The organism is Candidatus Palauibacter sp., from assembly GCF_965208055.1.
In the GTDB taxonomy this organism is placed as follows: Bacteria; Gemmatimonadota; Gemmatimonadetes; order Palauibacterales; family Palauibacteraceae; genus Palauibacter.
Window position 1 is genome coordinate 1386719 of the sequence record NZ_CBDBNY010000004.1, and the last position, 22373, is coordinate 1409091.

At 65.0% G+C, this 22373-nt stretch carries 25 protein-coding genes; all 25 read right to left on the bottom strand.

Translation table 11 applies throughout. The features are described 5' to 3' along the window. Positions 1–34 precede the first annotated feature (34 nt). The 25 genes from rpsH to rplA all read right to left on the bottom strand — a co-directional run bounded on the left by rpsH (position 35) and on the right by rplA (position 22366). The gene (rpsH, locus tag ACOGXI_RS06310; protein ID WP_419938030.1) at positions 35–433 is read right to left on the bottom strand and encodes a 30S ribosomal protein S8; all 399 of its coding nucleotides are present in this window, start codon (positions 431–433) and stop codon (positions 35–37) included. Between the two features lies 1 nt (position 434). Continuing rightward, positions 435–620 carry a type Z 30S ribosomal protein S14 gene (locus tag ACOGXI_RS06315; RefSeq protein ID WP_310756586.1) on the bottom strand — a complete coding sequence of 62 codons (186 nt, stop codon included), beginning with the start codon at positions 618–620 and terminating at the stop codon, positions 435–437. Positions 621–634: 14 nt separating this feature from the next. Then, complete coding sequence (gene rplE / locus ACOGXI_RS06320) at positions 635–1210, bottom strand: 50S ribosomal protein L5 (RefSeq protein ID WP_419938031.1); 576 nt, start codon at positions 1208–1210, stop codon at positions 635–637. Positions 1211–1219: 9 nt separating this feature from the next. Then, positions 1220–1567 carry a 50S ribosomal protein L24 gene (rplX, locus tag ACOGXI_RS06325; RefSeq protein WP_419938032.1) on the bottom strand — a complete coding sequence of 116 codons (348 nt, stop codon included), beginning with the start codon at positions 1565–1567 and terminating at the stop codon, positions 1220–1222. Positions 1568–1608: 41 nt separating this feature from the next. Next, a complete protein-coding gene (rplN, locus tag ACOGXI_RS06330) occupies positions 1609–1977 on the bottom strand; it encodes a 50S ribosomal protein L14 (RefSeq protein ID WP_419938033.1) in 369 nt (122 codons plus the stop codon). A 15-nt stretch (positions 1978–1992) separates the two neighbouring features. Further along, complete coding sequence (rpsQ, locus tag ACOGXI_RS06335; RefSeq protein WP_419938034.1) at positions 1993–2262, bottom strand: 30S ribosomal protein S17; 270 nt, start codon at positions 2260–2262, stop codon at positions 1993–1995. Beyond that, on the bottom strand, positions 2255–2470 hold the full coding sequence (rpmC, locus tag ACOGXI_RS06340) for a 50S ribosomal protein L29 (protein WP_419938035.1): 216 nt from the start codon (positions 2468–2470) through the stop codon (positions 2255–2257). Before rpmC ends, rpsQ begins: the two co-directional genes overlap by 8 nt. Next, positions 2471–2881, bottom strand: a complete 411-nt coding sequence (gene rplP / locus ACOGXI_RS06345; RefSeq protein WP_419938036.1) for a 50S ribosomal protein L16 — start codon at positions 2879–2881, stop codon at positions 2471–2473. A 6-nt stretch (positions 2882–2887) separates the two neighbouring features. Further along, on the bottom strand, positions 2888–3580 hold the full coding sequence (gene rpsC / locus ACOGXI_RS06350; RefSeq protein WP_419938037.1) for a 30S ribosomal protein S3: 693 nt from the start codon (positions 3578–3580) through the stop codon (positions 2888–2890). Further along, on the bottom strand, positions 3580–3930 hold the full coding sequence (gene rplV, locus ACOGXI_RS06355) for a 50S ribosomal protein L22 (protein ID WP_419938038.1): 351 nt from the start codon (positions 3928–3930) through the stop codon (positions 3580–3582). Before rplV ends, rpsC begins: the two co-directional genes overlap by 1 nt. Beyond that, positions 3930–4214 (bottom strand): 30S ribosomal protein S19, encoded by a 285-nt coding sequence (rpsS, locus tag ACOGXI_RS06360; protein ID WP_419163609.1) that lies wholly within the window; start codon positions 4212–4214, stop codon positions 3930–3932. The genes rplV and rpsS overlap by 1 nt, the downstream gene beginning before the upstream one ends. A 14-nt stretch (positions 4215–4228) precedes the next feature. Continuing rightward, positions 4229–5068, bottom strand: coding sequence for a 50S ribosomal protein L2 (gene rplB / locus ACOGXI_RS06365; RefSeq protein ID WP_419938039.1), 840 nt, complete (start codon positions 5066–5068; stop codon positions 4229–4231). Positions 5069–5071: 3 nt separating this feature from the next. Then, on the bottom strand, positions 5072–5428 hold the full coding sequence (gene rplW / locus ACOGXI_RS06370; RefSeq protein WP_419938040.1) for a 50S ribosomal protein L23: 357 nt from the start codon (positions 5426–5428) through the stop codon (positions 5072–5074). Continuing rightward, a complete protein-coding gene (gene rplD / locus ACOGXI_RS06375; protein ID WP_419938041.1) occupies positions 5425–6072 on the bottom strand; it encodes a 50S ribosomal protein L4 in 648 nt (215 codons plus the stop codon). Before rplD ends, rplW begins: the two co-directional genes overlap by 4 nt. Next, positions 6069–6692 carry a 50S ribosomal protein L3 gene (gene rplC, locus ACOGXI_RS06380; RefSeq protein WP_419938042.1) on the bottom strand — a complete coding sequence of 208 codons (624 nt, stop codon included), beginning with the start codon at positions 6690–6692 and terminating at the stop codon, positions 6069–6071. The genes rplD and rplC overlap by 4 nt, the downstream gene beginning before the upstream one ends. 4 nt (positions 6693–6696) lie before the next feature. Beyond that, positions 6697–7005, bottom strand: a complete 309-nt coding sequence (gene rpsJ / locus ACOGXI_RS06385; protein WP_419938043.1) for a 30S ribosomal protein S10 — start codon at positions 7003–7005, stop codon at positions 6697–6699. A 34-nt stretch (positions 7006–7039) separates the two neighbouring features. After that, the gene (tuf, locus tag ACOGXI_RS06390) at positions 7040–8233 is read right to left on the bottom strand and encodes an elongation factor Tu (RefSeq protein ID WP_419938044.1); all 1194 of its coding nucleotides are present in this window, start codon (positions 8231–8233) and stop codon (positions 7040–7042) included. A gap of 57 nt (positions 8234–8290) precedes the next feature. Next, positions 8291–10387, bottom strand: a complete 2097-nt coding sequence (fusA, locus tag ACOGXI_RS06395) for an elongation factor G (protein ID WP_419938045.1) — start codon at positions 10385–10387, stop codon at positions 8291–8293. A gap of 52 nt (positions 10388–10439) precedes the next feature. After that, a complete protein-coding gene (rpsG, locus tag ACOGXI_RS06400) occupies positions 10440–10910 on the bottom strand; it encodes a 30S ribosomal protein S7 (RefSeq protein WP_419938046.1) in 471 nt (156 codons plus the stop codon). Between the two features lie 119 nt (positions 10911–11029). Then, a complete protein-coding gene (gene rpsL / locus ACOGXI_RS06405) occupies positions 11030–11401 on the bottom strand; it encodes a 30S ribosomal protein S12 (RefSeq protein WP_310779551.1) in 372 nt (123 codons plus the stop codon). A gap of 239 nt (positions 11402–11640) precedes the next feature. Then, positions 11641–15894 carry a DNA-directed RNA polymerase subunit beta' gene (gene rpoC, locus ACOGXI_RS06410; protein WP_419938047.1) on the bottom strand — a complete coding sequence of 1418 codons (4254 nt, stop codon included), beginning with the start codon at positions 15892–15894 and terminating at the stop codon, positions 11641–11643. A 20-nt stretch (positions 15895–15914) separates the two neighbouring features. Continuing rightward, positions 15915–20462, bottom strand: a complete 4548-nt coding sequence (rpoB, locus tag ACOGXI_RS06415; protein ID WP_419940165.1) for a DNA-directed RNA polymerase subunit beta — start codon at positions 20460–20462, stop codon at positions 15915–15917. Between the two features lie 244 nt (positions 20463–20706). Further along, positions 20707–21081, bottom strand: a complete 375-nt coding sequence (gene rplL / locus ACOGXI_RS06420; RefSeq protein ID WP_419938048.1) for a 50S ribosomal protein L7/L12 — start codon at positions 21079–21081, stop codon at positions 20707–20709. 66 nt (positions 21082–21147) lie between these two features. Then, positions 21148–21672 carry a 50S ribosomal protein L10 gene (rplJ, locus tag ACOGXI_RS06425; RefSeq protein ID WP_419938049.1) on the bottom strand — a complete coding sequence of 175 codons (525 nt, stop codon included), beginning with the start codon at positions 21670–21672 and terminating at the stop codon, positions 21148–21150. Between the two features lie 4 nt (positions 21673–21676). Continuing rightward, positions 21677–22366, bottom strand: coding sequence for a 50S ribosomal protein L1 (gene rplA / locus ACOGXI_RS06430; RefSeq protein ID WP_419938050.1), 690 nt, complete (start codon positions 22364–22366; stop codon positions 21677–21679). Positions 22367–22373: the final 7 nt, after the last annotated feature.

Below are 22373 nucleotides of genomic sequence, written 5' to 3' on the forward strand. Positions count from 1 at the left end.
ACCGCCGGCAACCGACTCCCGGCAGCTAGCTCCGCTAGTAGATTCTCGCGACGATTTCCCCGCCGACGTGCTGCCGACGGGCGTCACGGTCCGTCATCAATCCGTTCGATGTCGACATGATCGCGATCCCCATCCCGGCACGAACCTTGGGTATCGAGTTCGCGTCGACATATTTTCTGAGGCCGGGTTTCGACACGCGTTCGAGCAGCCGAATCACGGGCCGGTCGTCCGACGTGTACTTGAGATACACGCGCAGGCGGCCGTGCCGGTTGTCGTCCAGCACCTTGTAGCCGCGAACGAAGTGGTTCTCCGCCAGGATCCTGGCGACCTCGATCTTTATCTTCGAGAGCGGGATGTCGACGCGCCGGTGTCCGGCCCGGCCGGCGTTGCGGATGCGCGTCAGCATGTCCGCGATCGGATCGGTCATGCTCATCTCACCAACTCGCTTTCCGAACGCCCGGGATCTCTCCGCGGAGCGCCTGCTCGCGGAAGCAGATCCGGCATAGACCGAACTTCCTCATGTAGGCGCGGGGCCGGCCGCAGCGATTGCAGCGTCGTACCGTGCGCGAACTGAACTTCGGCTTCCGGTTCGCCTTCTCGACTAGTGCCGTCTTTGCCATTCAGCCCTTTCCCGCTAGATGACGACCGGGACCTCATCGCGAAACGGCATCCCCATCTCGCGAAGCAGGACGAGCGCCTCATCGTCCCGGTTGGTCGTCGTGACGAACGTAATGTTGAGACCGTGGATCTTGACGATCTCGTCGTAATCGACTTCTGCGAAGACCATCTGCTCCCGGATCCCGACCGTGTAGTTGCCGCGTCCATCGAACGCCCGGCTCCGGAACCCTCTGAAGTCCCTGATACGAGGCACGGCCGTACTGATGAACCGGTCGAGGAACTCGTACATGCGGGCATTGCGAAGCGTCACCATCGTCCCGATCGGCATGCCTTCTCGCAGGCCGAAGTTCGAGATCGAGTTCCGCGCCCGCGTAACGACGGGTCGCTGACCACTGATCACGGCGATCTCGTTCGAGGCGGACTCGATCAGCCTGGGATTGTCCTTCCCTTCGCCGAGTCCCGCGTTGATCACGATCTTCTCGAGCCTGGGGATCTGGTGCGGGTTCTCGAAGCCGAAAGCATCGGCAAGCTTCGCCCGGACCGTGTCCTCGTAGTATTGCCGCAGCCGCGGCTTTCCGTTTTCCGAACTCATCTTTGCCTGCTAGCCCGCCGTCGGGATGGGGTTGTCACAACGCCTGCAGATCCGCTCGATCGTGCCGTCCGCATCGCGCTGGCGGCGCACCCGCGCCGGCTCGTCGCACTGGGGACACACGAGCATCACGTTCGAAGCGCTGATCGGCTCTTCGTAGGTGACGATGCCGCCTTCGGTGATCCCGCCCTTCGCGTTAGCCACGGGACGCTTGTGATGCTTGCGCATGTTCACGTCCTGCACCACGACGAGTCCCCGCGAAGGGATCGTCCGCAGGACCTGGCCCTGGGCGCCGGCATAGTTGCCCGCGATCACCCGGACCGTGTCCCCGGCTCTCATGTTCAGTTTCTTCCGTGTCATCTTCGGTTCAGTTCCTCGTGCGACACCTGGCGGCCCCGCGGCTAAATCACTTCGGGGGCAAGCGACACGATCTTCATGAACCTCTTTTCGCGAAGTTCACGTGCCACCGGCCCGAAGATACGTGTCGCGGTCGGCTCTCCCGCATCGTTGATGATCACCGCCGCATTCTCATCGAAGCGGATGTAGCTACCGTCGCGCCGCCGGCTCTCCTTGGCCGTCCGCACGACGACCGCGCGGACGACCTCGCCCTTCTTCACGTTCCCGTGCGGGGTCGCGTCCTTGATCGTCGCGACGATCACGTCGCCCACGCGGGCGTACCGGCGACGCGATCCGCCGAGGACTCGAATGCAGAGAGCCCGGCGGGCACCGGAATTGTCCGCGATGCGGACCATCGATTCCTGCTGAATCATCTCGTCGTGTCCCCGTTACTCCGGACGCTGGACCAGCTCGAGCACGCGCCAGCGCTTGAGCCTGGAGAGCGGACGGGTCTCCTCGATCCGCACCACGTCACCCACCCGGTATTCGTTCTCTTCGTCGTGTGCCTGGTACCGTTTGCCTCGGCTCACCTGCTTGCCGTACAGCGGGTGCGCGAGCCGCCGCTCGACGGACACCACGACGGTCTTTTCCATGCGGTCGCTCACGACCGTCCCGAGCCGGACCTTGCGCCGGCCCTTCGTCGTCGATTGGTCAGCCAACCTGATTCTCCTCGCTACGCGCTCGCTCGACCTGCACGGTCTTCAGTCGCGCAATCTCGCGACGCAACGTCCTCAGGAGCGACGGGTTCTCAAGTTCCTCGAACGCGGCCCTGTAGCGCAGACGAGCGATTTCGTCCTTCGCGCGGGTGAGTTCCTCGACGAGTTCCTCGTCGGTGAGTTCGCGGATCTCCATGGCGTCGAGCAACACCTAGTCCTCCCGCTCCAGAAAGCGTGTCTTGACCGGAAGCTTCGCCGAAGCCAACTGCATCGCCCGCCGCGCGAGTTCGATGTCGACCCCCTCGAGTTCGAACATCACCCGACCCGGCTTCACCGGCGCGACCCAGTACTCGGGGTTCCCCTTACCCTTCCCCATCCGGGTCTCCGCGGGCTTCTGCGTGAGCGGCTTGTCCGGAAAGATGCGGATCCAGACTTTTCCGCCGCGCTTGATGTGCCGCGTCATCGCGACTCGAGCGGCTTCGATCTGACGGTTCGTGATCCAGCCCGGCTCCACGGCCTGAAGCGCGTAGTCGCCGAACGAAACCTTGTTCCCGCGATGCGCGGCGCCGCGCAAGCGCCCCTTCTGCTGTTTCCGGTACTTGATCCTCTTCGGCTGCAGCATGTGTCTCTATCCTCGCCCGCGGCCCGTACGGCGGCGGCGCCCGCCTGCCGTGTACGTCTGACCACGGCGGTCTTCCACGATCTCGCCGTGAAAGATCCACACCTTCACGCCGATCGTTCCGAAAGTCGTCCGGGCCTGTCGCTCCGCGTAATCGATGTCCGCTCGCAGCGTGTGCAGCGGCACGCGCCCTTCGTGATAGCCCTCCGAGCGCGCAATCTCGGCCCCGCCGAGCCGCCCGCCGCACTGAATGCGGATGCCGCCGGCGCCGGCTCGCATCGCCGCCTGCACGGCCCGCTTCATCGCGCGCCGGAAGCTGATCCGCTGCGTCAACTGATGGGCCACGTTGTCCGCCACGAGCTGAGCCTGCGTCTCCGGCCGGCGGATCTCCTCGACGTTGACGGAAACTTCCGCATCCGTCAGCAGAGCGAGTTCGTCACGCAGCTTGTCGACCTCGGCCCCCCGCTTGCCGATGACGACGCCGGGGCGGCCGGTGTGGATCGTAACAACGATCTTGGACGGCTTGCGCTCGATCTCCACCTGGGCGATCGCCGCGTGTCCGAGCCGCGCTTGCAGGTACTTCCGCAGCTTCTCGTCTTCGGCGAGGAGCTTCGGGAACTCCTTGCCCTGTGCGTACCAGCGCGACCGCCACGGCTTGACCGCGCCGAGTCTGAATCCGTACGGGTGTGTCTTCTGGCCCATTATTCTCTCGTGTCCACGACGACCGTCACATGGCTGCTCCGCTTGAGCCGGGGGGTCGCCCTTCCGTAGGCGCGCGCGCGCCAGCGCCGAAGCGTCCTGCCTTCATCCACGTACGCCTCGCGCACATAGAGTTCGTCCACGTCCAGCGTTTCGCCGCCCTCGTCCGCTCTATATACGGCGTTGGCGACGGCCGAACGGAGCACTTTTCCGATCGAGTGCGCCGCCTTCTTCTTCGAGAATTGCAGGATGGCGTAGGCCTCGTTGACGTCGCGCCCGCGAATCTGGTCGATGACCAGACGCATCTTTCGCGCGGACATCCCGAGGTTCTTCGCCCTGGCTGTCGCCTGCATCAGACTCTGCCCCTCCGGTCTCGCGCGGAACCGGCGTGCCCGCGGAAGGTTCGCGTCGTCGCGAACTCTCCGAGTTTGTGCCCCACCATGTTCTCCGTCACGTAGACCGGGATGAACTTGTTGCCGTTGTGCACCGCGAGCGTGTGTCCGACGAAATCCGGACTGATGGTCGAAGCCCGGGCCCACGTCTTGATGACCGACTTGTCTCCGGAATCGTTCATCCGCTGCACCTTCATCAGCAGCTTCTCATCGATGTACGGTCCCTTTTTCACGCTTCTCGGCATCGGATCTCTCGCTCCTACTTCGTGGCTTTGCCGCGCTTGCGGCCGCGCACGATCAACTTGTCGCTCGGCTTGTGCTTCTTCCTCGTCTTGCGACCCTCCGGCTTGCCCCACGGCGAGACGGGTGGACGACCGCCGGAACTGCGCCCCTCCCCGCCCCCGAGGGGATGATCCACGGGGTTCATCGCCACGCCGCGCACCTTGGGCCGACGGCCCTTCCACCTCGAGCGGCCCGCCTTCCCGGCTCGAATGAGTTCGTGGTCGACGTTGCCGACCTGTCCGACCGTGGCCCGGCACGATTCCGGCACCATGCGCATCTCGGTGCTGGGGAGCCGCAACGTGACCGTTCCCCGCTCTTTCGCGACGACCTGGACGGACGCGCCGGCCGAGCGGGCAAGCTGCGCGCCCTTGCCGGGCGCGAGTTCCACGCCGTGGACGACCGTCCCGAGCGGGACCTCGCGCAGCGGCAGGCAGTTCCCCACGTTCGGGTCGATCCCCGATCCCGAGAGGATGGTGTCACCGACACCGAGACCTCGCGGGTGGAGGATGTAGCGCTTTTCCCCATCCGCGTAGTGGATGAGCGCGATGCGGGCCGAGCGATTCGGATCGTACTCGATCTCCGCGATGACGCCGGGCACGCCGTCCTTCCTGCGCTTGAAGTCGATCCGGCGGTAACGCCGCTTGTGGCCGCCCCCGCGCCTCCGGCTCGTGATGTGTCCGTGATGGTTGCGGCCGGACTTCTTCGGCAGACCCTCCGTCAGCGACCTCTCCGGCTCGCTGCGGGTGATTTCCTCGAACGTCGATACGCTGCGGTATCGGGAGGCGGCCGTCACCGGCTTGAATTTGCGAATCGGCATCGATCAGGCTCCCTCCAACACATCGACGGGACCGTCGGCGACCTCGATGATCGCCTTCTTCCAGTGCGGCCGACGCCCCATCGTGCGCCCCATGCGCTTCTTCTTCCCCCGCACGTTCATCGTGCGCACGGAGGTGACTCGCCTTCCCTCGAAGATCGCCTCGAAGGCACGGCGGATTTCGATCTTGTTCGCGTCCGGCGCCACCTCGAAGGTGTACTTGGGACGCGGTTCCACCTCGCCGCGGTCGATACGCGCCTGGAGACGCCGTCCCACCCCGTCGGTCCCCTCGGATTGCAGGCTGGTCGACGTCTTTTCCGTGAAGAGCGGACGCAGGATGATCTCGTTCGGCGAGCGCCTCATGCTTCACCTTCCCCGGCGGTATCGTCGACGGCATCGTCCGCCGCGTCGAAGACCGACGACTCGACGAGTACGAGGTCGGACCAGAGGATGTCATACGCCGACGCCTCTCCCCATGGGAGCACGCGCACCCCGGGCAGGTTCCTGGCCGACAGATGGACATCGGGTTTGTGACCTACCGTCAGGAGAAGGACGTTCTCGGACTCGCGGCCAAGGCTGGCCAGCAGAGCCGCGATGCGCCGGGTCTTCGGCGGATCGAAACCCAGAGGCTCGATGAGCGCGAGGTCGCCGTGCATGGCTCTCGTATTGAGTGCGGAGCGGATCGCCAGCCGACGGATCCGCTTCGGTACCCGCACCCGATAGGAGCGCGGCTGCGGGCCGAAGACGACCGAGCCGCCGCGCCACAGCGCCGAACGGATCGAGCCGGCCCGGGCGCGTCCCGTCCCCTTCTGCCGCCACGGCTTCCGCGATCCGCCGCGAACGGTCGAGCGGGTCTTCGTCGACGCGGTCCCCTGTCGACGGTTCGCCAACACGGCGGTGACGACCTGATGGAGCACGTCTTCATTGACCATGCCATCGAACGGGGTCTCGGGCAGGGCCCGTTCGGCCCCTGCGGTGCCGTCGGAGCTGTACGTCGCGACGTTCATCGACCCGACCTCACCATGACGAGGTTGTTTCGCGCTCCCGGGATGGAACCTTGAACGATCAGCAGGTTCCTTTCGGCGTCGACCCGGATGATCTTCCGGCTCATCGCCATGCGCTGCGTCCCGCCCATGCGGCCTGCCATCTTCCGCCCCTTGATGACGCGGGACGGATCCGTACCGGCGCCGATCGAGCCGGGGGATCGGAGAATGGACGTTCCACCGTGGGAGCCGCGACCACCGGCGAAGCCGTGCCGCTTCACGACGCCCTGGAACCCGCGACCCTTGGTCGTTCCGGTCACGTTCACCCGCGAACCGACGTCGAACATGCCGACCGTGAGTTCCTGACCCAGTTCGAGCTTCTCGCCCTCGAAGTCGAACTCCGCGAGGACGCGCGGTACGTAGTCGAGGCCGGCGCGCGCGGCGTGGCCCGCGGCCGGCTTCCGCACGCGGCTCTCCTTCACGCGACCGAAGCCCAGCTGCACGGCATCATAGCCGTCCTGCTCGGTGGTCTTGATCTGGACTACCGGACAGGGTCCGACTTCCAGAACGGTGACACCGACGGCCTTCCCGTCGTCGTCGAAGATCTGCGTCATGCCGATTTTTCGGCCGATCAACCCGGGCATCTCGCTACTCGACTTTGATTTCCACATCGACGCCGGCCGCGAGATCCAGCTTCGTCAGCGCGTCGATCGTCTGCGGACGGGAGTCATGGATATCGATGAGCCGCTTGTGCGTCTTCAGTTCGAACTGTTCCCGCGATTTCTTGTCCACGTGAGGACTCCGCAGGACCGTGAACAATTGACGGCGCGTCGGAAGCGGGATCGGCCCGCTGACGGACGCACCGGTCTTCTGCGCGGTCCGAACGATGTCCGACGCCGTCTGGTCGATCACCGCTGGATCGAATGCTTTCAGCCGAATCCGAATCTTCTGCGCCATATGTGTGCGCCGTCTCGTTTTCCGGGGGTGTCCGCTAGTCGTGGATGGCGGTGACGACCCCGGCGCCCACCGTCCGGCCTCCCTCGCGGATCGCGAACCGGAGGTTCTCCTCCATCGCGATCGGCGCGATCAACTCCACCGCCATATTCACATTGTCTCCCGGCATCACCATCTCCACACCCTCGGGAAGCTCCGCCGAGCCCGTCACGTCCGTCGTCCGGAAGTAGAACTGCGGACGGTATCCGTTGAAAAACGGCGTATGACGTCCGCCCTCGTTCTTCGTCAGCACGTACACCTCCGCCGAAAACTTCCGGTGAGGCGTGATCGACCGGGGGTGCGCCACCACCATCCCGCGCTCCACCTCCGTCTTCGCCACGCCGCGCAGCAGAAGCCCCGCGTTGTCCCCGGCCTGGCCCTCGTCCAGGATCTTCCGGAACATCTCCACCCCCGTCACCACCGTCTTCTTCTCCGAGCCCAGGCCCACCAACTCCACGCCCTCGCCCGTCTTCACCACTCCGCGCTCGATCCGGCCCGTCACCACCGTCCCGCGACCCGTGATCGTGAACACGTCCTCCACCGGCATCAAAAACGGCTTGTCCGTCGCTCGCTCCGGAACCGGAATGTAGCTGTCCAACGCCTCCATCAACTCCCCGATGCACGCCGTCTCCGACGCCGACGGATCCCCGCTCTCCAACGCCTGCAGCGCCGAGCCCCGCACCACCGGCACATCATCGCCCGGAAACTCGTACTCGCTCAGCAACTCCCGTACCTCCAACTCCACCAGGTCCAGCAACTCCTCGTCGTCGACCTGGTCCACCTTGTTCAAAAACACCACGATGTACGGCACGTTCACCTGACGCGCCAACAAAATGTGCTCCCGCGTCTGAGGCATCGGACCGTCCGCCGCCGACACCACCACGATCGCTCCGTCCATCTGAGCCGCGCCCGTGATCATGTTCTTCACGTAGTCCGCGTGCCCCGGGCAGTCCACGTGCGCGTAGTGGCGTCCCTCCGACTCGTATTCCACATGCGCCGTCGCGATCGTGATCCCCCGCTCCCGCTCCTCCGGAGCCTTGTCGATCTGATCGAACGCCACGTACTCCCCGTATCCCTTCTGAGCCTGTACCTGCGTGATCGCCGCCGTCAGCGTCGTCTTCCCGTGGTCCACGTGACCGATCGTTCCCACGTTCACGTGAGGCTTCGTTCGCTCGAACTTTTCCTTCGCCATCGCCCCTCGTTCTCCTGTGTCTCGTCTGCGTCTGTTGGCGGACGGCCGCTTCGCCGCCTACGAACCGTTGGCGGAGACAATCTCCGCCGTCTTGGAACCCGGAACTTCCTCGTAGTGCGAAAACTGCATGGTGTAGACCGCCCGACCCTGGCTGATCGAGCGCAGGGTCGTCGCGTAGCCGAACATCTCCGACAGCGGCACGGACGCGCCGACGACCTGGGCCGACGAACGCTGCGTCATGCCGCCGATCTTGCCCCGCCGACTGGAGAGGTCTCCCATCACGTCCCCGAGATAATCGTCGGGCGTAACGACTTCCACGTTCATGACCGGTTCGAGCAGGACGGGTTGCGCCCTGCGCGCACCTTCCTTGAGCGCGATGGAGCCGGCGATCTTGAAGGCCATCTCGCTGGAATCGACGTCATGGTACGAGCCGTCGATCAGCGTGGCCTTGATGTCGATGATCGGGTAGCCGGCGACGATCCCCGAATCCAGCGCCTCGCGAATCCCCTGTTCCACCGAGAGCACGTACTCGCGGGGCACGTTTCCGCCCCGGATCTCGGAGTCGAAGATGAAGCCGCCGCCGGGATCCGTGGGCTCGAGGTTGATGATCACGTGTCCGAATTGCCCGCGGCCACCGGACTGCCGCACGAAGCGGCCTTCCACCTTGCGGACGGCTTTGCGGATCGTCTCGCGATAGGCCACCTGCGGACGGCCCACGTTCGCATTGACCTTGAACTCGCGCTGCAGCCGGTCGACGATGATCTCGAGATGGAGTTCGCCCATCCCGCTGATGATCGTCTGCCCCGTCTCCTCATCGGTGTAGACGCGGAACGTCGGGTCTTCCTCGGCCAGCTTCGCGAGAGCCCCCGACAGCTTCTCCTGATCCGCTTTCGTCCGGGGCTCGATCGCCACCCGGATCACGGGTTCGGGAAAACTCATCGACTCGAGCACGATCGGATCGGTCGCCGACGAGAGCGTATCTCCCGTCCTCGTATGCTTGAGTCCGATCGCGGCCGCAATGTCGCCCGCGAATACTTCATCGCGCTCCTCGCGCTTGTTCGCGTGCATCTGGAGCAGCCGCCCGAAGCGTTCCTTCCGCGCCCTGGACGAATTCAGAGCCTTCGAACCGGCCTTCGCCGTGCCGGAATAAACCCTGAAGTAGGTCAGGCGTCCCACATACGGATCGGTCGCGATCTTGAACGCGAGCGCCGCGAAAGGGGCCTCCTCGTCGGCCGCACGCTCGACCTCCGTCTCATCCCGCTGCGGAAGGTGGCCAGTGACGGGAGGGACATCGAGGGGGGAGGGGAGGAAGTCGATCACGGCGTCGAGCAGGCGCTGTACGCCTTTGTTCTTGAAGGCCGAGCCACACAGGATCGGCGTGATCCCGTTGGCCAGCGTCGCCTTCCGCACCGCGCCGCGGATCTCATCCTCGGTGAGCTCGTCCCCTTCGAGGTACTTCTCGAGCATGGGTTCGTCGTACTCGACCACGGCCTCGATGAGGGCGCTCCGCAGTTCCGCCACCTGGTCCGCCAGGGCGTCCGGCACGGGGCCTTCGGTCCAGCGCGCACCCAGGGATTCATCGTCGTAGACGACCTTGATCTCACGAATGAGGTCGACCATGCCCGTATAGAGTTCACCCTCGCCGAGGGGAATCTGAAGCGGATGCGCGTTCGCCCCCAGGCGGTCGCGCATCATCCGGACGACATTCATGAAGTCGGCGCCGACGCGATCCATCTTGTTGACGAACGCGATGCGCGGGACCCCGTACTTGTCGGCCTGCCGCCACACGGTCTCGGACTGCGGCTCCACGCCGCCGACGGCGCAGAAAAGAGCCACCGCGCCGTCGAGCACGCGGAGGCTGCGCTCCACCTCCACCGTGAAATCGACATGCCCCGGCGTGTCGATGATATTGATGCGGTAGGGTTCGCCGTCGTGAGTCCAGTTACAGGTGGTGGCGGCCGACGTAATCGTGATGCCGCGTTCCTGCTCCTGTTCCATCCAGTCCATCGTCGCGTCGCCATGATGCACTTCGCCCAGGCGATGCGTCCGGCCGGTGTAGAACAGCACCCGTTCGGTCGTCGTCGTCTTTCCGGCATCGATGTGCGCCATGATGCCGATATTCCGAAGCCGCTCGAGCGGCGTTCTTCTCTCCATGAGTCGATCTATTGGTCTCTATCTGTCGAACCTCGGGTGCCGGACGGACTCACTACCAGCGGTAGTGCGCAAACGCCTTGTTCGCGTCCGCCATCCGGTGCACATCCTCCTTCTTCCTCACCGCCCCGCCATCGCCGCGGGCGGCGTCGAGCAGTTCACCGGCGAGCCGCTGCGCCATCGTCTTGCCCGAGCGGGATCGCGAGTGCTGCACGAGCCATCGGCGGGCGAGTGAATCGCGCCGTCGGTACGACACTTCCATCGGCACCTGGTACGTCGCGCCACCCACGCGCCGACTGCGGACCTCGAGGATGGGCTTCGCATTCTGCAGTGCCTGCCGGAATACGTTCATCGCCGGCTGTCCCGTCTTCATCTCGATGCTCTGCATCGCTTCGTAGAAGGTCCGCTCGGCGAGGGATTTCTTTCCGTCCAGCATCAGCATGTTGATGAATTTCGTGACCTCCGTGCTCCCGTATCGGGAATCCGGAATCACCTCACGCTGTTCGGCACGGTTTCGTCGTGGCATCTCGTTTCGCCATATCCGGCTCCGGGTTCATCCGGAGACTTCGCAATAAAGCCCGGCCGCGGACTCCGAGGCCGGGCCCAACGGTGTCCGGCCCGCTCGAATTTCCGAAGGATCCCGAGCTATTTTCTCTTCTTCGAACCGTACTTCGACCGGCCCTGGTTCCTGTCGTCCACGCCCGACGCGTCAAGGGTCCCGCGGATGATGTGGTACCGCACACCCGGCAGATCCTTCACTCGTCCGCCCCGGATCAGGACGATGCTGTGCTCCTGGAGGTTGTGGCCTTCGCCTCCGATGTACGCGGTGACTTCGTATCCGTTCGTGAGTCGCACGCGGGCGACCTTCCGCAGAGCCGAATTCGGCTTCTTCGGCGTCGTGGTGTAGACGCGCGTGCACACGCCGCGCTTCTGGGGGTTCCCCTCCAGCGCCGGCGCCTTGCTCTTCTTCCGGACCTTCCTGCGGCCCTTGCGAACCAGTTGATTGATGGTCGGCATTCCCGCTCCATCGCTCCCTTCGGCCGCACCGGTGCGCCGATCACCGAACTCGGGGCCCGGCCGTTGGGGGTAAAAAAATCGGGGACGGATCCGAACCGCCCCCGCGGCGACTGCCGACCGGTCGGTCGACAGACGAGAGAGAGTAGTCTTGAGGCCTCTCCGTGTCAAGAAACTTCCGTCGCGGAGAGGGGGCGCGGAGATCCCGTAAACGCACCCCCTGCTTCGGTGTCGGATGGACGTCAGGTCGTCATGACCGCGCCCTCCTCCGCCACGGCGGCCTCGTCTTCCTCGGCCTGATCTCGGAGGTCCGAGAAGAGACTCCTGGGCATCTCCTCGGGCACGACCCTGCGGCGCATGGAGTCGATCTGCGCCTTCAGCGCGTCGTCCACGAGGAATTCGATATCGGAGAATCGGTGCGTCCCCGTACCCGCCGGGACCAGGTGCCCGATGATGATGTTCTCCTTGAGCCCTCTGAGGCGGTCCTTCGCCCCGCGCACGGCGGCGTCGGTCAGCACGCGCGTCGTCTCCTGGAAGGAGGCCGCGCTGATGAAGGATTCCGTGGTGAGGCTCGACTTCGTGATCCCGAGCAGGATCGGCTCCGCCCGCGGTGGCTTGCCTCCACCCTCGAGAACCTCGCGCGTCGCATCGCGGAACTCCATCCGATCCACATGCTCGCCTTCGAGAAATTCCGTGCCGCCCGGATCCGTGATGCGGACCTTCTGCAGCATCTGACGCACGATCACCGCAATATGCTTGTCGTTGATCCGCACGCCCTGCAGGCGGTAGACCTCCTGGATCTCGTTGAGCAGGTACTCCTGCACCGCCCGGGGTCCCCGGACCCGCAGGATGTCGTGCGGATTCACCGGACCCTCGGAGAGCCGGTCCCCCGCACGCACGAGATCTCCCTCGTGCACGCGAAGGTGCTTGCCGACGGGGATCTGGTACACCATCTCCTCGCCGTCGTCCATGGTCACGATGATCTCGCGCTTCCCGCGCTTGATCCCGCCGAACGAGACGCGACCATCGACTTCGGTAATCGTCGCGGGATCCTTCGGCCTCCGCGCCTCGAACAGCTCGGCAACCCGGGGCAATCCACCCGTGATGTCGCGGGTCTTGTAGGCCTCGCGGCTGATCTTGGCGAGCGTCTCTCCCGCGTTGACCGCCTGTCCGTCCTGCACGAGCAGCTGCGTGCCGACCGGTACGATGAACTCGCGCAGCTTGGCGCCCTTCCCGGTCACGATGTTGATCACGGGATGGAGCTTCTTCTCGCGGTCGTCGATGATGACCTGCTGACGCCGTCCGGTCGCCTCGTCCAGCTCCTCGCGCACCGTCTCTTCCGGTACGATGTCCGTGAACCGGATCTGCCCCTTCTTGTCCGCAACGATCGGTTCGGAGTACGGGTCCCATCCGAAGAGCAGATCCCCATGCCCCACGTCGGTGTCGTCCTCCACGAAGAGCGTCGCCCCGTAGGGAATGGCGAGCCGCGACAGGATGCGGTCGTCCGGCGTCTTCATGAGGAGTTCGCCCTCACGGCTGGTAACGATCGTGTCGTCCGACGGACTCGTGACGGTCGTCACGCGCTCGAAAGCGATCCGGCCTTCCAGCTTGGAGCGCCTTTGCGTCTGCGCCGCGATGCGTGCCGCCGTCCCGCCGATATGGAAGGTTCGGAGCGTGAGCTGCGTGCCCGGCTCACCGATCGACTGCGCGGCGAGAATGCCCGCTGCCTCACCCAGATCGACGAGTTCCATCGTCGCGAGATTGCGGCCGTAGCACTGCTGACAGATTCCGCGCCGGGACTCGCACGTGAGCACCGAGCGGATGCGGACCTGCTGGACACCGCTCTCATCGATGGCCCGCGCCCTCGCCTCCGTGATCATTCCCCCGGCCTCGACGATGACGTCGTCGTCGATGGGATCGATCACGGCTTCCGCCGCGATGTTGCCGGCGACGCGATCCGACAGCGGCTCGATGATGTCCTCGCCCTCCTTGAGCGCCGTGACATCGAGCCCGAGGATGGTGTTGCAGTCCTCCTCGATGATCGTGACATCCTGCGCCACATCGACGAGCCGGCGCGTGAGGTAGCCGGCGTCCGCCGTCTTGAGGGCCGTATCGGCGAGCCCCTTCCGCGCGCCGTGCGTCGAGATGAAGTACTCGAGCACGCTGAGGCCCTCCCTGAAGTTGGAGCGGATCGGGCTCTCGATGATTTCCCCGATGCCACCGGTCAACTTCTTCTGGGGCTTGGCCATCAGACCCCGCATCCCCGCGAGCTGCCGGATCTGGTCGCGAGAACCGCGGGCGCCCGAATCGAACATCATGAAGATCGGATTGAAGCCGTGTCTCGATTGCTGGAGTCCGCGGACCATCGCGTCGGCGACATCGTTGTTCGCGTGGGTCCAGGCATCGATCACCTTGTTGTACCGTTCCCCGAAGGAGATTACGCCGCGGTGGTACGCCTTCGTGAACCGGTTCACGTCCTCCTGGGCCTCGCCGAGGATCTCCTGCTTCTCGACCGGGATTTCCATGTCATCGAGTCCGATGGAAATGCCGGCCTTCGTCGCGTTGCGGAACCCGAAGTCCTTGAGTTCGTCGAGGAACGCCGTGGTGTCCTCGAGTCCGGCGAGCCGGAACGACCGGAAAACGAGGTCCCCCAAGGCACCCTTGCCCAGCGTCTCGTTCACGTACGGCACCCGCGAGGGCAGGATCGCGTTGAAGAGGGCGCGTCCGACGCTGGTCACGATCCACTTCCGCTCGACCTGGCCGTCGTCGGCCTCCTCGTCGATGAGCAGCCGAATCGGCAGGTGGTGGTCCGGCGTCCCCGCCTGCGAGCGCAGATATCCCGCTTCGAGCGCCATTTCAACCTGGTCCGCGCTCGCGAAGTGAGGGAGGTCCGATCCCGACGCGTGTTCGTCGAAGTCCGGCCGAACCTTCGTCATGTAGTAGCATCCGAGGACCATGTCCTGGGACGGCGACGCGATCGGCCGGCCGTTCGCGGGTTTCAGGATGTTGTTGCTCGACAGCATGAGGATCCGCGCCTCGAGCTGCGACTCGAACGACAACGGAACGTGCACCGCCATCTGGTCGCCGTCGAAGTCCGCGTTGAACGCCGCGCACACGAGCGGGTGAATGCGGATGGCCTTCCCCTCCACGAGCACCGGCTCGAAGGCCTGGATCCCCAGCCGGTGAAGCGTCGGGGCCCGGTTCAGGAGCACCGGGTGGTCCTTGATGATGTCCTCGAGGACCTCGTAGACGGTCGGGTCGTCGAGTTCGACGAGCTTCTTGGCGCGCTTCACGGTCTCCGCGTGCAGCCGCCGCTCGAGTTCGTGGATGATGAACGGCTTGAACAGCTCGACCGCCATCTTCTTCGGCAGCCCGCATTGGTGCAGCCGGAGTTCCGGACCCACGACGATGACCGACCGGCCGGAGTAGTCGACGCGCTTTCCGAGCAGATTCTGCCGGAACCGGCCCTGCTTGCCCTTGAGCATGTCCGACAGCGACTTGAGCGGCCGCTTGCCCCGTCCGCGAATCGCCTTGCCGCGCCGCCCGTTGTCGAACAGCGCGTCCACCGCCTCCTGGAGCATGCGCTTCTCGTTGCGGAGGATCACCTCCGGGGCGCGCATTTCCAGCAGCTTCTTGAGCCGGTTGTTCCGATTGATCACGCGGCGGTAGAGGTCGTTGAGGTCCGATGTCGCGAACCGTCCACCGTCCAGCGGGACGAGGGGACGCAGATCCGGCGGAATCACCGGAATCACATCCATGATCATGTGCTCGGGGCTGTTACGCTTCGAGACTTCGTCGTCGCTGTTGCGGATCGCGTCGATCACCTTGAGCCGCTTGAGCTTCTTCTTCTTCCGGTGCTTCGAGGTCTCGTGAACGACCTCGTAGCGCAGCTGCTCGGCGAGTTCGTCGACGTCCAGTTGTCCAAGCAGCGTCCGGACTCCTTCCGCCCCGATTTCGGCGCGGAACTCGGTATCTCCCTCCTCGCGCGCCTTGTCCGTCAGCTCCCAGTATTCATCCTCTTCCAGAACCTGCTTGAACTCGACATCCTGCCGGCCGGGCTCGGTGACGACATGCGCCGCGTAGTAGATGACCTTCTCGAGATCCCGCAGCTTCATTCCGAGCAGGTAGCCCATCTGGGAAGGAAGGGTCTTGAAGAACCAGATATGAGCCACGGGCACCGCGAGTTCGATGTGCCCCATCCGCTCGCGGCGAACCTTGGAGAGCGTGACCTCGACTCCGCACTTGTCACATATGTGGCCGCGGTACCGGATCCGCTTGAACTTCCCGCAGTGGCACTCCCAGTCCTTGACCGGCCCGAAGATGCGCTCGCAGAAGAGGCCATCGCGCTCCGGCTTGAACGACCGGTAGTTGATCGTCTCCGGTTTCGTGACCTCCCCGTGACTCCACGAACGGATTTCCTCGGGCGAGGCGAGCTTGATCTGAATCCAGTCGAACTCGGACGAACCGGCACTGCGATTTCGCGGAAAATCGATCATCTGTCACCCTCTTGTTTTCGCTAGAACAGCGGCTCCGACTCGTCGCCGCCGAGCGACACGCTCAGCCCCAGCGCCTGCAGTTCCTTGACGAGCACGTTGAAGCTCTCGGGCACCCCGGGCTTGGGCAGGTTGTCGCCCTTCACGATCGCCTCGTACACCCGGCTCCGTCCCGTCACGTCGTCCGACTTGACGGTCAGCATCTCCTGCAGTGTGTGGGCCGCGCCGTAGGCTTCCAGCGCCCACACTTCCATCTCCCCGAAGCGCTGCCCTCCGAACTGCGCCTTGCCGGCCAGCGGCTGCTGCGTGACAAGGCTGTAAGGACCGATGGAGCGCGCGTGGATCTTGTCGTCGACAAGGTGCGAGAGCTTCATCATGTAGATCTCGCCCACCGCGATATCCGCCACGAACTCATCGCCCGTGCGACCATCTCGCAGCCTCATCTTGCCGTTCGGACGCAGGCCCGCCCGCTCCAGCAGCTCGACAACGGCCTCGTCCACGCCCGAGGTGATCTTGCGCCGCCCCGAGAGCGCGGCGGTCTTCGGCCAGCCCTCGGACTCCAGCTTTGCCGCCGTGGTCGCGCCCGAGACATCGCGCACGACCCGGAGAACGAAGGAGGCCAGGCTGCGCAGGTACGGAGCGAGTTCACCTCCCCCTTCGAGATAGGCGTCGAGCGTGCGTCCGAGACTGGTCGGGTCATCCGACCCCGGATCGTCTCCCTCCCAGGCCTGAATCTCGTTGACGAGCGCTTGAATCGTCTCGTACGGCAGTTCGGGCGGTTCCACGTCCGATCCGAGCGTACGAGCGGCCCAGTAGGCGCCCCCGATCTTCAGGAGAACGCCGATCTCGTGCTCGGTCGCTCCCTGGAAGACGGGCGTATTCGCCTCGAACCCGAGAGCCCGCGCCGCCCAGCCCAGCGTGGTCTCGAGAATCTGTCCCACGTTCATCCGGCTCGGTACGCCGAGTGGATTGAGCACGATCTCGACGGACTGTCCGTCGGGCAGAACCGGCATGTCCTCTTCGGGAACCACGCGGGCGATGATGCCCTTGTTCCCGTGCCGGCCGGCCATCTTGTCTCCCACCGAGATCTTTCGCTTCTCCGCCAGGTAGACCTTCACGAGCTGGACGACGCCCGGGGACAACTCGTCGGGCTGGAAGATCTTGTCGATGCCCTCTTCGGTACGCTCGCGTATCCGTTCCACTCGCGTGCGAGCCTCGGCCTCCACCCGGCGGATCAGGTCGTTCGACTTCTCCGTCTTCACCTTCAGCGTCGAGAGGTCGATCTCTCCCAGGTCGATGCTCCGCAGTTTCGTCTTCGTCAGCTTCGTGCCCTCGGCGAACAGCGGCTCGAGGGAGCCCCGGCCGAGACACAGAACCACCGTCTCCCCCTGTAGCAATTCGAGGATCTCCTCGTCCCGGGCTTCCATCACGCGTGCGATTTCCTCCCGCTCGCTCTCGCGCAGTTCGGCGATGCGCTCGCCGTGTTCCCGTTCCAGCAGCGGATCGTCGATTCGCCTCGAGAAGATCTTGACGTCGATCACGGTCCCTTCAACGCCGGGGGGGACGCGCAGCGAACTGTCCTTCACATCCTTGGCCTTCTCCCCGAAGATCGCCGTCAGCAGCTTTTCTTCGGGCGAAAGCTCGGTCTCCCCCTTCGGCGTGATCTTGCCGACGAGGATGTCTCCCGAGCGGACCGCCGCGCCGATGCGGACGATCCCCCGGTCGTCGAGGTCGACGAGCGCTTCCTCCGCCACGTTCGGGATCTCGCGCGTGATCTCCTCCATGCCGCGTTTCGTATCCCGGACGTGGAGTTCGAGTTCCTGGATGTGGACCGAGGTGTAGACGTCGCCCTTGACCAGCTTCTCGCTGATCACGATGGCGTCCTCGAAATTGTGTCCGAACCAGGGCATGAAAGCGACGAGCGCGTTACGGCCGAGCGCGAGCGAGCCGCCATCCGTGCCGGCCCCGTCCGCGATCACATCGCCCGCTTCCACGGGGTCCCCGACCCGGACGATCGGCCGCTGGTTGATCGCCGTGTCCTGATTCGTGCGCCAGAACTTCCGGAGCCGATAGGAGTCGTACTGCGTGAGGCGGGCGAGGGGAATCTCGCCGGCCGCCCGGCGGGGCTTGCCCGTGTCGACCTCGACCTCGTCCGCCGTGACCCGCGTGACCGTCCCGGCGCGGCGCGCAAGCACGACGGCGCCGGAGTCGCGGGCCACCTTGCCCTCCAGGCCCGTGCCCACGAGCGGACGCTCGGGGAAGAGAAGCGGCACGGCCTGCCGCTGCATGTTCGACCCCATCAGCGCCCGGTTCGCGTCGTCGTGCTCGAGGAACGGAATGAGCGCGGGCGACACGGCCACCAACTGGTCCGGCGCGACATCCATGAAGTCGATCGCTTCCGGCGGCAGCAGCGGGTAGTCGTCGCGCCGCCGGCAGAGGACGAGCGAGCGGGCGAACGTCCCATCGGGGTTGAGTTCGGCGTTCGCCTGCGCGACCGCGTATTCCTCCTCTTCGCTCGCCGAGAGCCAGACAATTTCGTCCTGGGAAACCCGCTCGTTGACCACCCTGCGGTAGGGGGTCTCGAGGAAGCCCAGCTCGTTCAGACGGGAGTAGGTGGTCACGGACGTGATGAGCCCGATGTTCGGGCCCTCCGGGGTCTCGATGGGGCACATCCGTCCGTAGTGCGAGTAGTGCACGTCCCGCACTTCGAAGCCCGCGCGTTCCCGCGTCAGTCCACCCGGACCCAGCGCGCTCAGCCGTCGCTTGTGCGTCAGTTCCGAGAGCGGGTTCGTCTGGTCCATGAACTGGCTGAGCTGCGAACTTCCGAAGAAAGCCTGGATGACGGCGCTTACCGTACGCGCGTTCACGAGATCGTCGATGGAGATCTTCTCGGGGTCGCTGTTGATCGACATCCGCTCGCGAACCAGGCGGGCCATGCGCGACAGTCCGACGGAAAACTGGTTCGCGATGAGTTCGCCGATGGACCGAACGCGGCGGTTCCCCAGATGATCGATGTCGTCCGTGTATCCACGGCCCTCGTGCAGTTCGACCAGGTAGCGGATAATCGCCACGAAGTCGGACGGGTCCAGCACCACGAGTTCGCCCTCGGGGATCTCGAGACCGAGCAGTCGATATACGTCCTTGAGCCGGTGGTTGATCTTGTGTCGCCCCACCCGGCCCAGATCGTATCGCTTGGGGTTGAAGAAGAGCCGGTCGAGCGCGCCGCGAGCCGTCGCGAGGTTCGGCGCCTCGCCGGGTCGGACGAGCGAATAGATGGAGTGCAGCGCGGCCGCCTCGCTCGCCGTCGGGTCCTTCGCGAGCGTGTTGCGCAGCAGCGGCGACTCCCCCCGCGGACCACCCGTAAACACCAGGGCCTCGCGAGCCTTCTCCGCCTTGAGCTGCGCGAACAGGCTCGAATCGAAGCGCGCGCCCTCCTCGGCCAGGACTTCTCCCGTGTCCTCGGCCACGACATCGGCGGCGAGCTGCGGACTCGAACTCCAGTCGCGGCGCATGGCGAGATCCTCGTAGGTCCCGCGCAGCGGTACGAACGTCGCGCTCGAGAACACCTCGACATCCAGTGCGCCCGCGCGCACGAGGCGCTCGAGGGCTTCTTCGCTCAACAACTCCCCGCGGCGCACGATGAAGGCGTCCTCCTCATCGAACACGTCGACACTCGTGATCTCCTGGTCGAGGATGCGCTGCAGCAACTCCGCGTCGAGCAGGTCGCCGAGGGCCGCAATCGGCTCTCCGCCATCCGCGCCGGGAAGGTCGTGCGCCAGCCAGTGCGGCGCGTCCGGAGCGGGCTCGTAGCCACGCAGTTCCAGCGCCTCGGGATCATCTTCGAAGTCAGGGTTCGCGATGCTCTGAGCCACCAGCGTCCCCGTGACCTCGCGATGCGCCGACGACTCCCCATCATCCTCCGCGTCGATCCGGACGAGCCGACGCCGGCAGAAGCACTCGAGGATGTCCACGTCCCGTCCGTAGCCGAACGCCCGCAGCAGTGCGGTGGCGGGGAATTTCTTCTTCTTGTCGATGTGGACGTGGATCACGTCGTGGATATCGAGCGTGAATTCGACCCAGGAGCCGCGGAACGGGATGATCCGGGACGAAAAAAGGCGCGTGCCGTTGGGGTGCAGCGTCTCTTCGAATACGACGCCGGGGGAACGGTGAAGCTGGCTCACGATGACCCGCTCCGCCCCGTTCACGACGAACGTTCCCTGCTCCGTCAGGAGCGGCAGATCCCCGAGATAGACTTCCTTCTCCAGGATATCGCCCGGGCGCTTCTCGCCGTCCTTCCCGACCGTCTCGAAGATGACCAGCCGCAGCCGCGCCTTCAACGGCGCGGAGTAGGTCATGTCGCGCTCGATGCACTCCTCAACCTCGTACTTCGGCTCTCCGAGCGAGTAGCTGACGAACTCGAGCGAGAAGTTCTCGTTGACGTCCGTAATCGGGAAAATCTCCCGAAAAACACGCTCGAGACCGAGATCCCGGCGCTCCTCTTCCATCGCCTTCGATTGCAGCAGACGCTCGAACGCTTCCCGCTGGACATCCAGGAAATGCGGCATGTGCATGGGGCGGGCGAGCTTGTCGAACGAGACCGCAAGTCTGCCGTTGGCCGTCAAATCGTACCTCCCGCGGGGAACCCCGCGAGTACATGGGAGATGCGCAAATACCGGAGACCGCCCGCAAGCGGTCGCGCCGGTTCGTGCATGGTGTGAGGTCGGACCCCCGCGTTACCGGCCGGGCTGCGATCCGTCCGCAGCCCGGAACCGATCGGATGATCGACGCCGGGGCCCGCCACGCTCTTCAGCGTGGCTACTTGAGATCCGCCGTGGCGCCCTGCTCTTCGAGCTTCGCCTTGATCTCCTCCGCCTCCTCCTTCGACACGCCTTCCTTGACGGGTCCGGGGGCGTTGTCGACGACGGCCTTCGCTTCCTTGAGACCCAGGCTCGTCACTTCACGCACGACCTTGATCACCTGGATCTTCTTGCTGCCTACCGCCGTGAGGACGACATCGAACTCCGTCTGCTCCTCCTCGGCGGCGTCTCCTCCGCCACCGGGAGCGGCGGCGACGGCGATCGGCGCGGAGGCCGACACGCCGAAGGTTTCCTCCATTTTGTCTTTCAGCTCGGCGGCTTCGAGCACCGTCAGCGAGCCGATCTGCTGCAGAAGATCGTCGATTTTGGACATGTTCTTCCGTTCCCTGGATCCTGTACGCATTCCGCACGCCCGCACGTCACGGGCATGCGTACCACCTCAGGCGGACTCGTTCTTCCTTCCGACCTGTTCAATCATGTCTGCGATGTCGCGGAAGAGCGCATTCAGAGCGCCGGCGATGCCGGCAACGCTCGCCGTGAGCCCGCCCGCGATGCCGCCGAGCAGAATCTCTCGCGAAGGAAGATCGGCGAGGCGCTCCACTTCCTCCGGCGACGTTTCCACTCGGTTGATGACGCCGACCTTTACCACCGGCCGGTCTTCGTTCGCTTTCGCGAATTCCTTCAGCACCCTCGCCGGCGCGACCGGGTCGGCGTCGCTGAGGATGAGCCCCGTCGGACCCTCGAGATGGGCGCTCAGATCCGGGAGATCCAGATCCTCGAGCGCCCGCTTCATGAGGGTGTTCTTCACGACCCGATAGCTCAGGCCCTCGTCTCGGAGTCGCGTTCGGAAATCCGTGATCGCCTTCACGTCCAGCCCGGTGAAGTCGGTCAGGTAGATCGTCCCGCTCTCTTCGATCTGCGCAGTGAGTTCCTGCGTGACGCGCTGCTTTTCTTCGAGTCTCATGGATCTATCGGTACAGGTCCTCGTCGACGGGAATACCGAGACCCATCGTGCTGGTCACGGTCACGCTCTTCACGTACCGGCCCTTCGCCGCGGCGGGCTTCAACCGCACGATCTCGTCCATGAGCGCATCGAGATTCTCGCTCAGCTGGTCGAGTTCGAAGCTCACCTTTCCGATCGGCGCGTGCACGTTGCCGGTACGGTCCACCCGGAATTCGATCTTGCCCGCCTTCGATTCGCGAACGGCGCGACTCACGTCCATGGTGACCGTGCCGGCCTTCGGCGTGGGCATGAGGCCACGCGGACCGAGTATCCGGCCCAGCCTGGCAACATCCTTCATCAGGTCCGGCGTCGCGATCGCCACGTCGAAGTCGAGCCACCCCTCCTGAATCTGCTCGATGTAGTCGGTTCCGACGTAGTCCGCGCCAGCTTCCGTCGCTTCGGCCGCCCGGTCCGCCTTCACGAGAGCGAGCACGCGCACCTTGCGCCCCGTGCCCGCAGGCAGGATGACCGTGCCACGCACGATCTGGTCCGCCTTGCGCGGATCCACGCCCAGGCGGACCGCGGCTTCGACCGTCTCGTCGAAGTTCGCGAACGCCGTTGCCTTCACGCGCTCGAGCGCCTCGCGAGGCGCGAGGGCGCCATTCGACGGAGCGTCCCCTACGGCGGAGCGGTATTTCTTGCCGTGTTTCGGCATGTCTCCC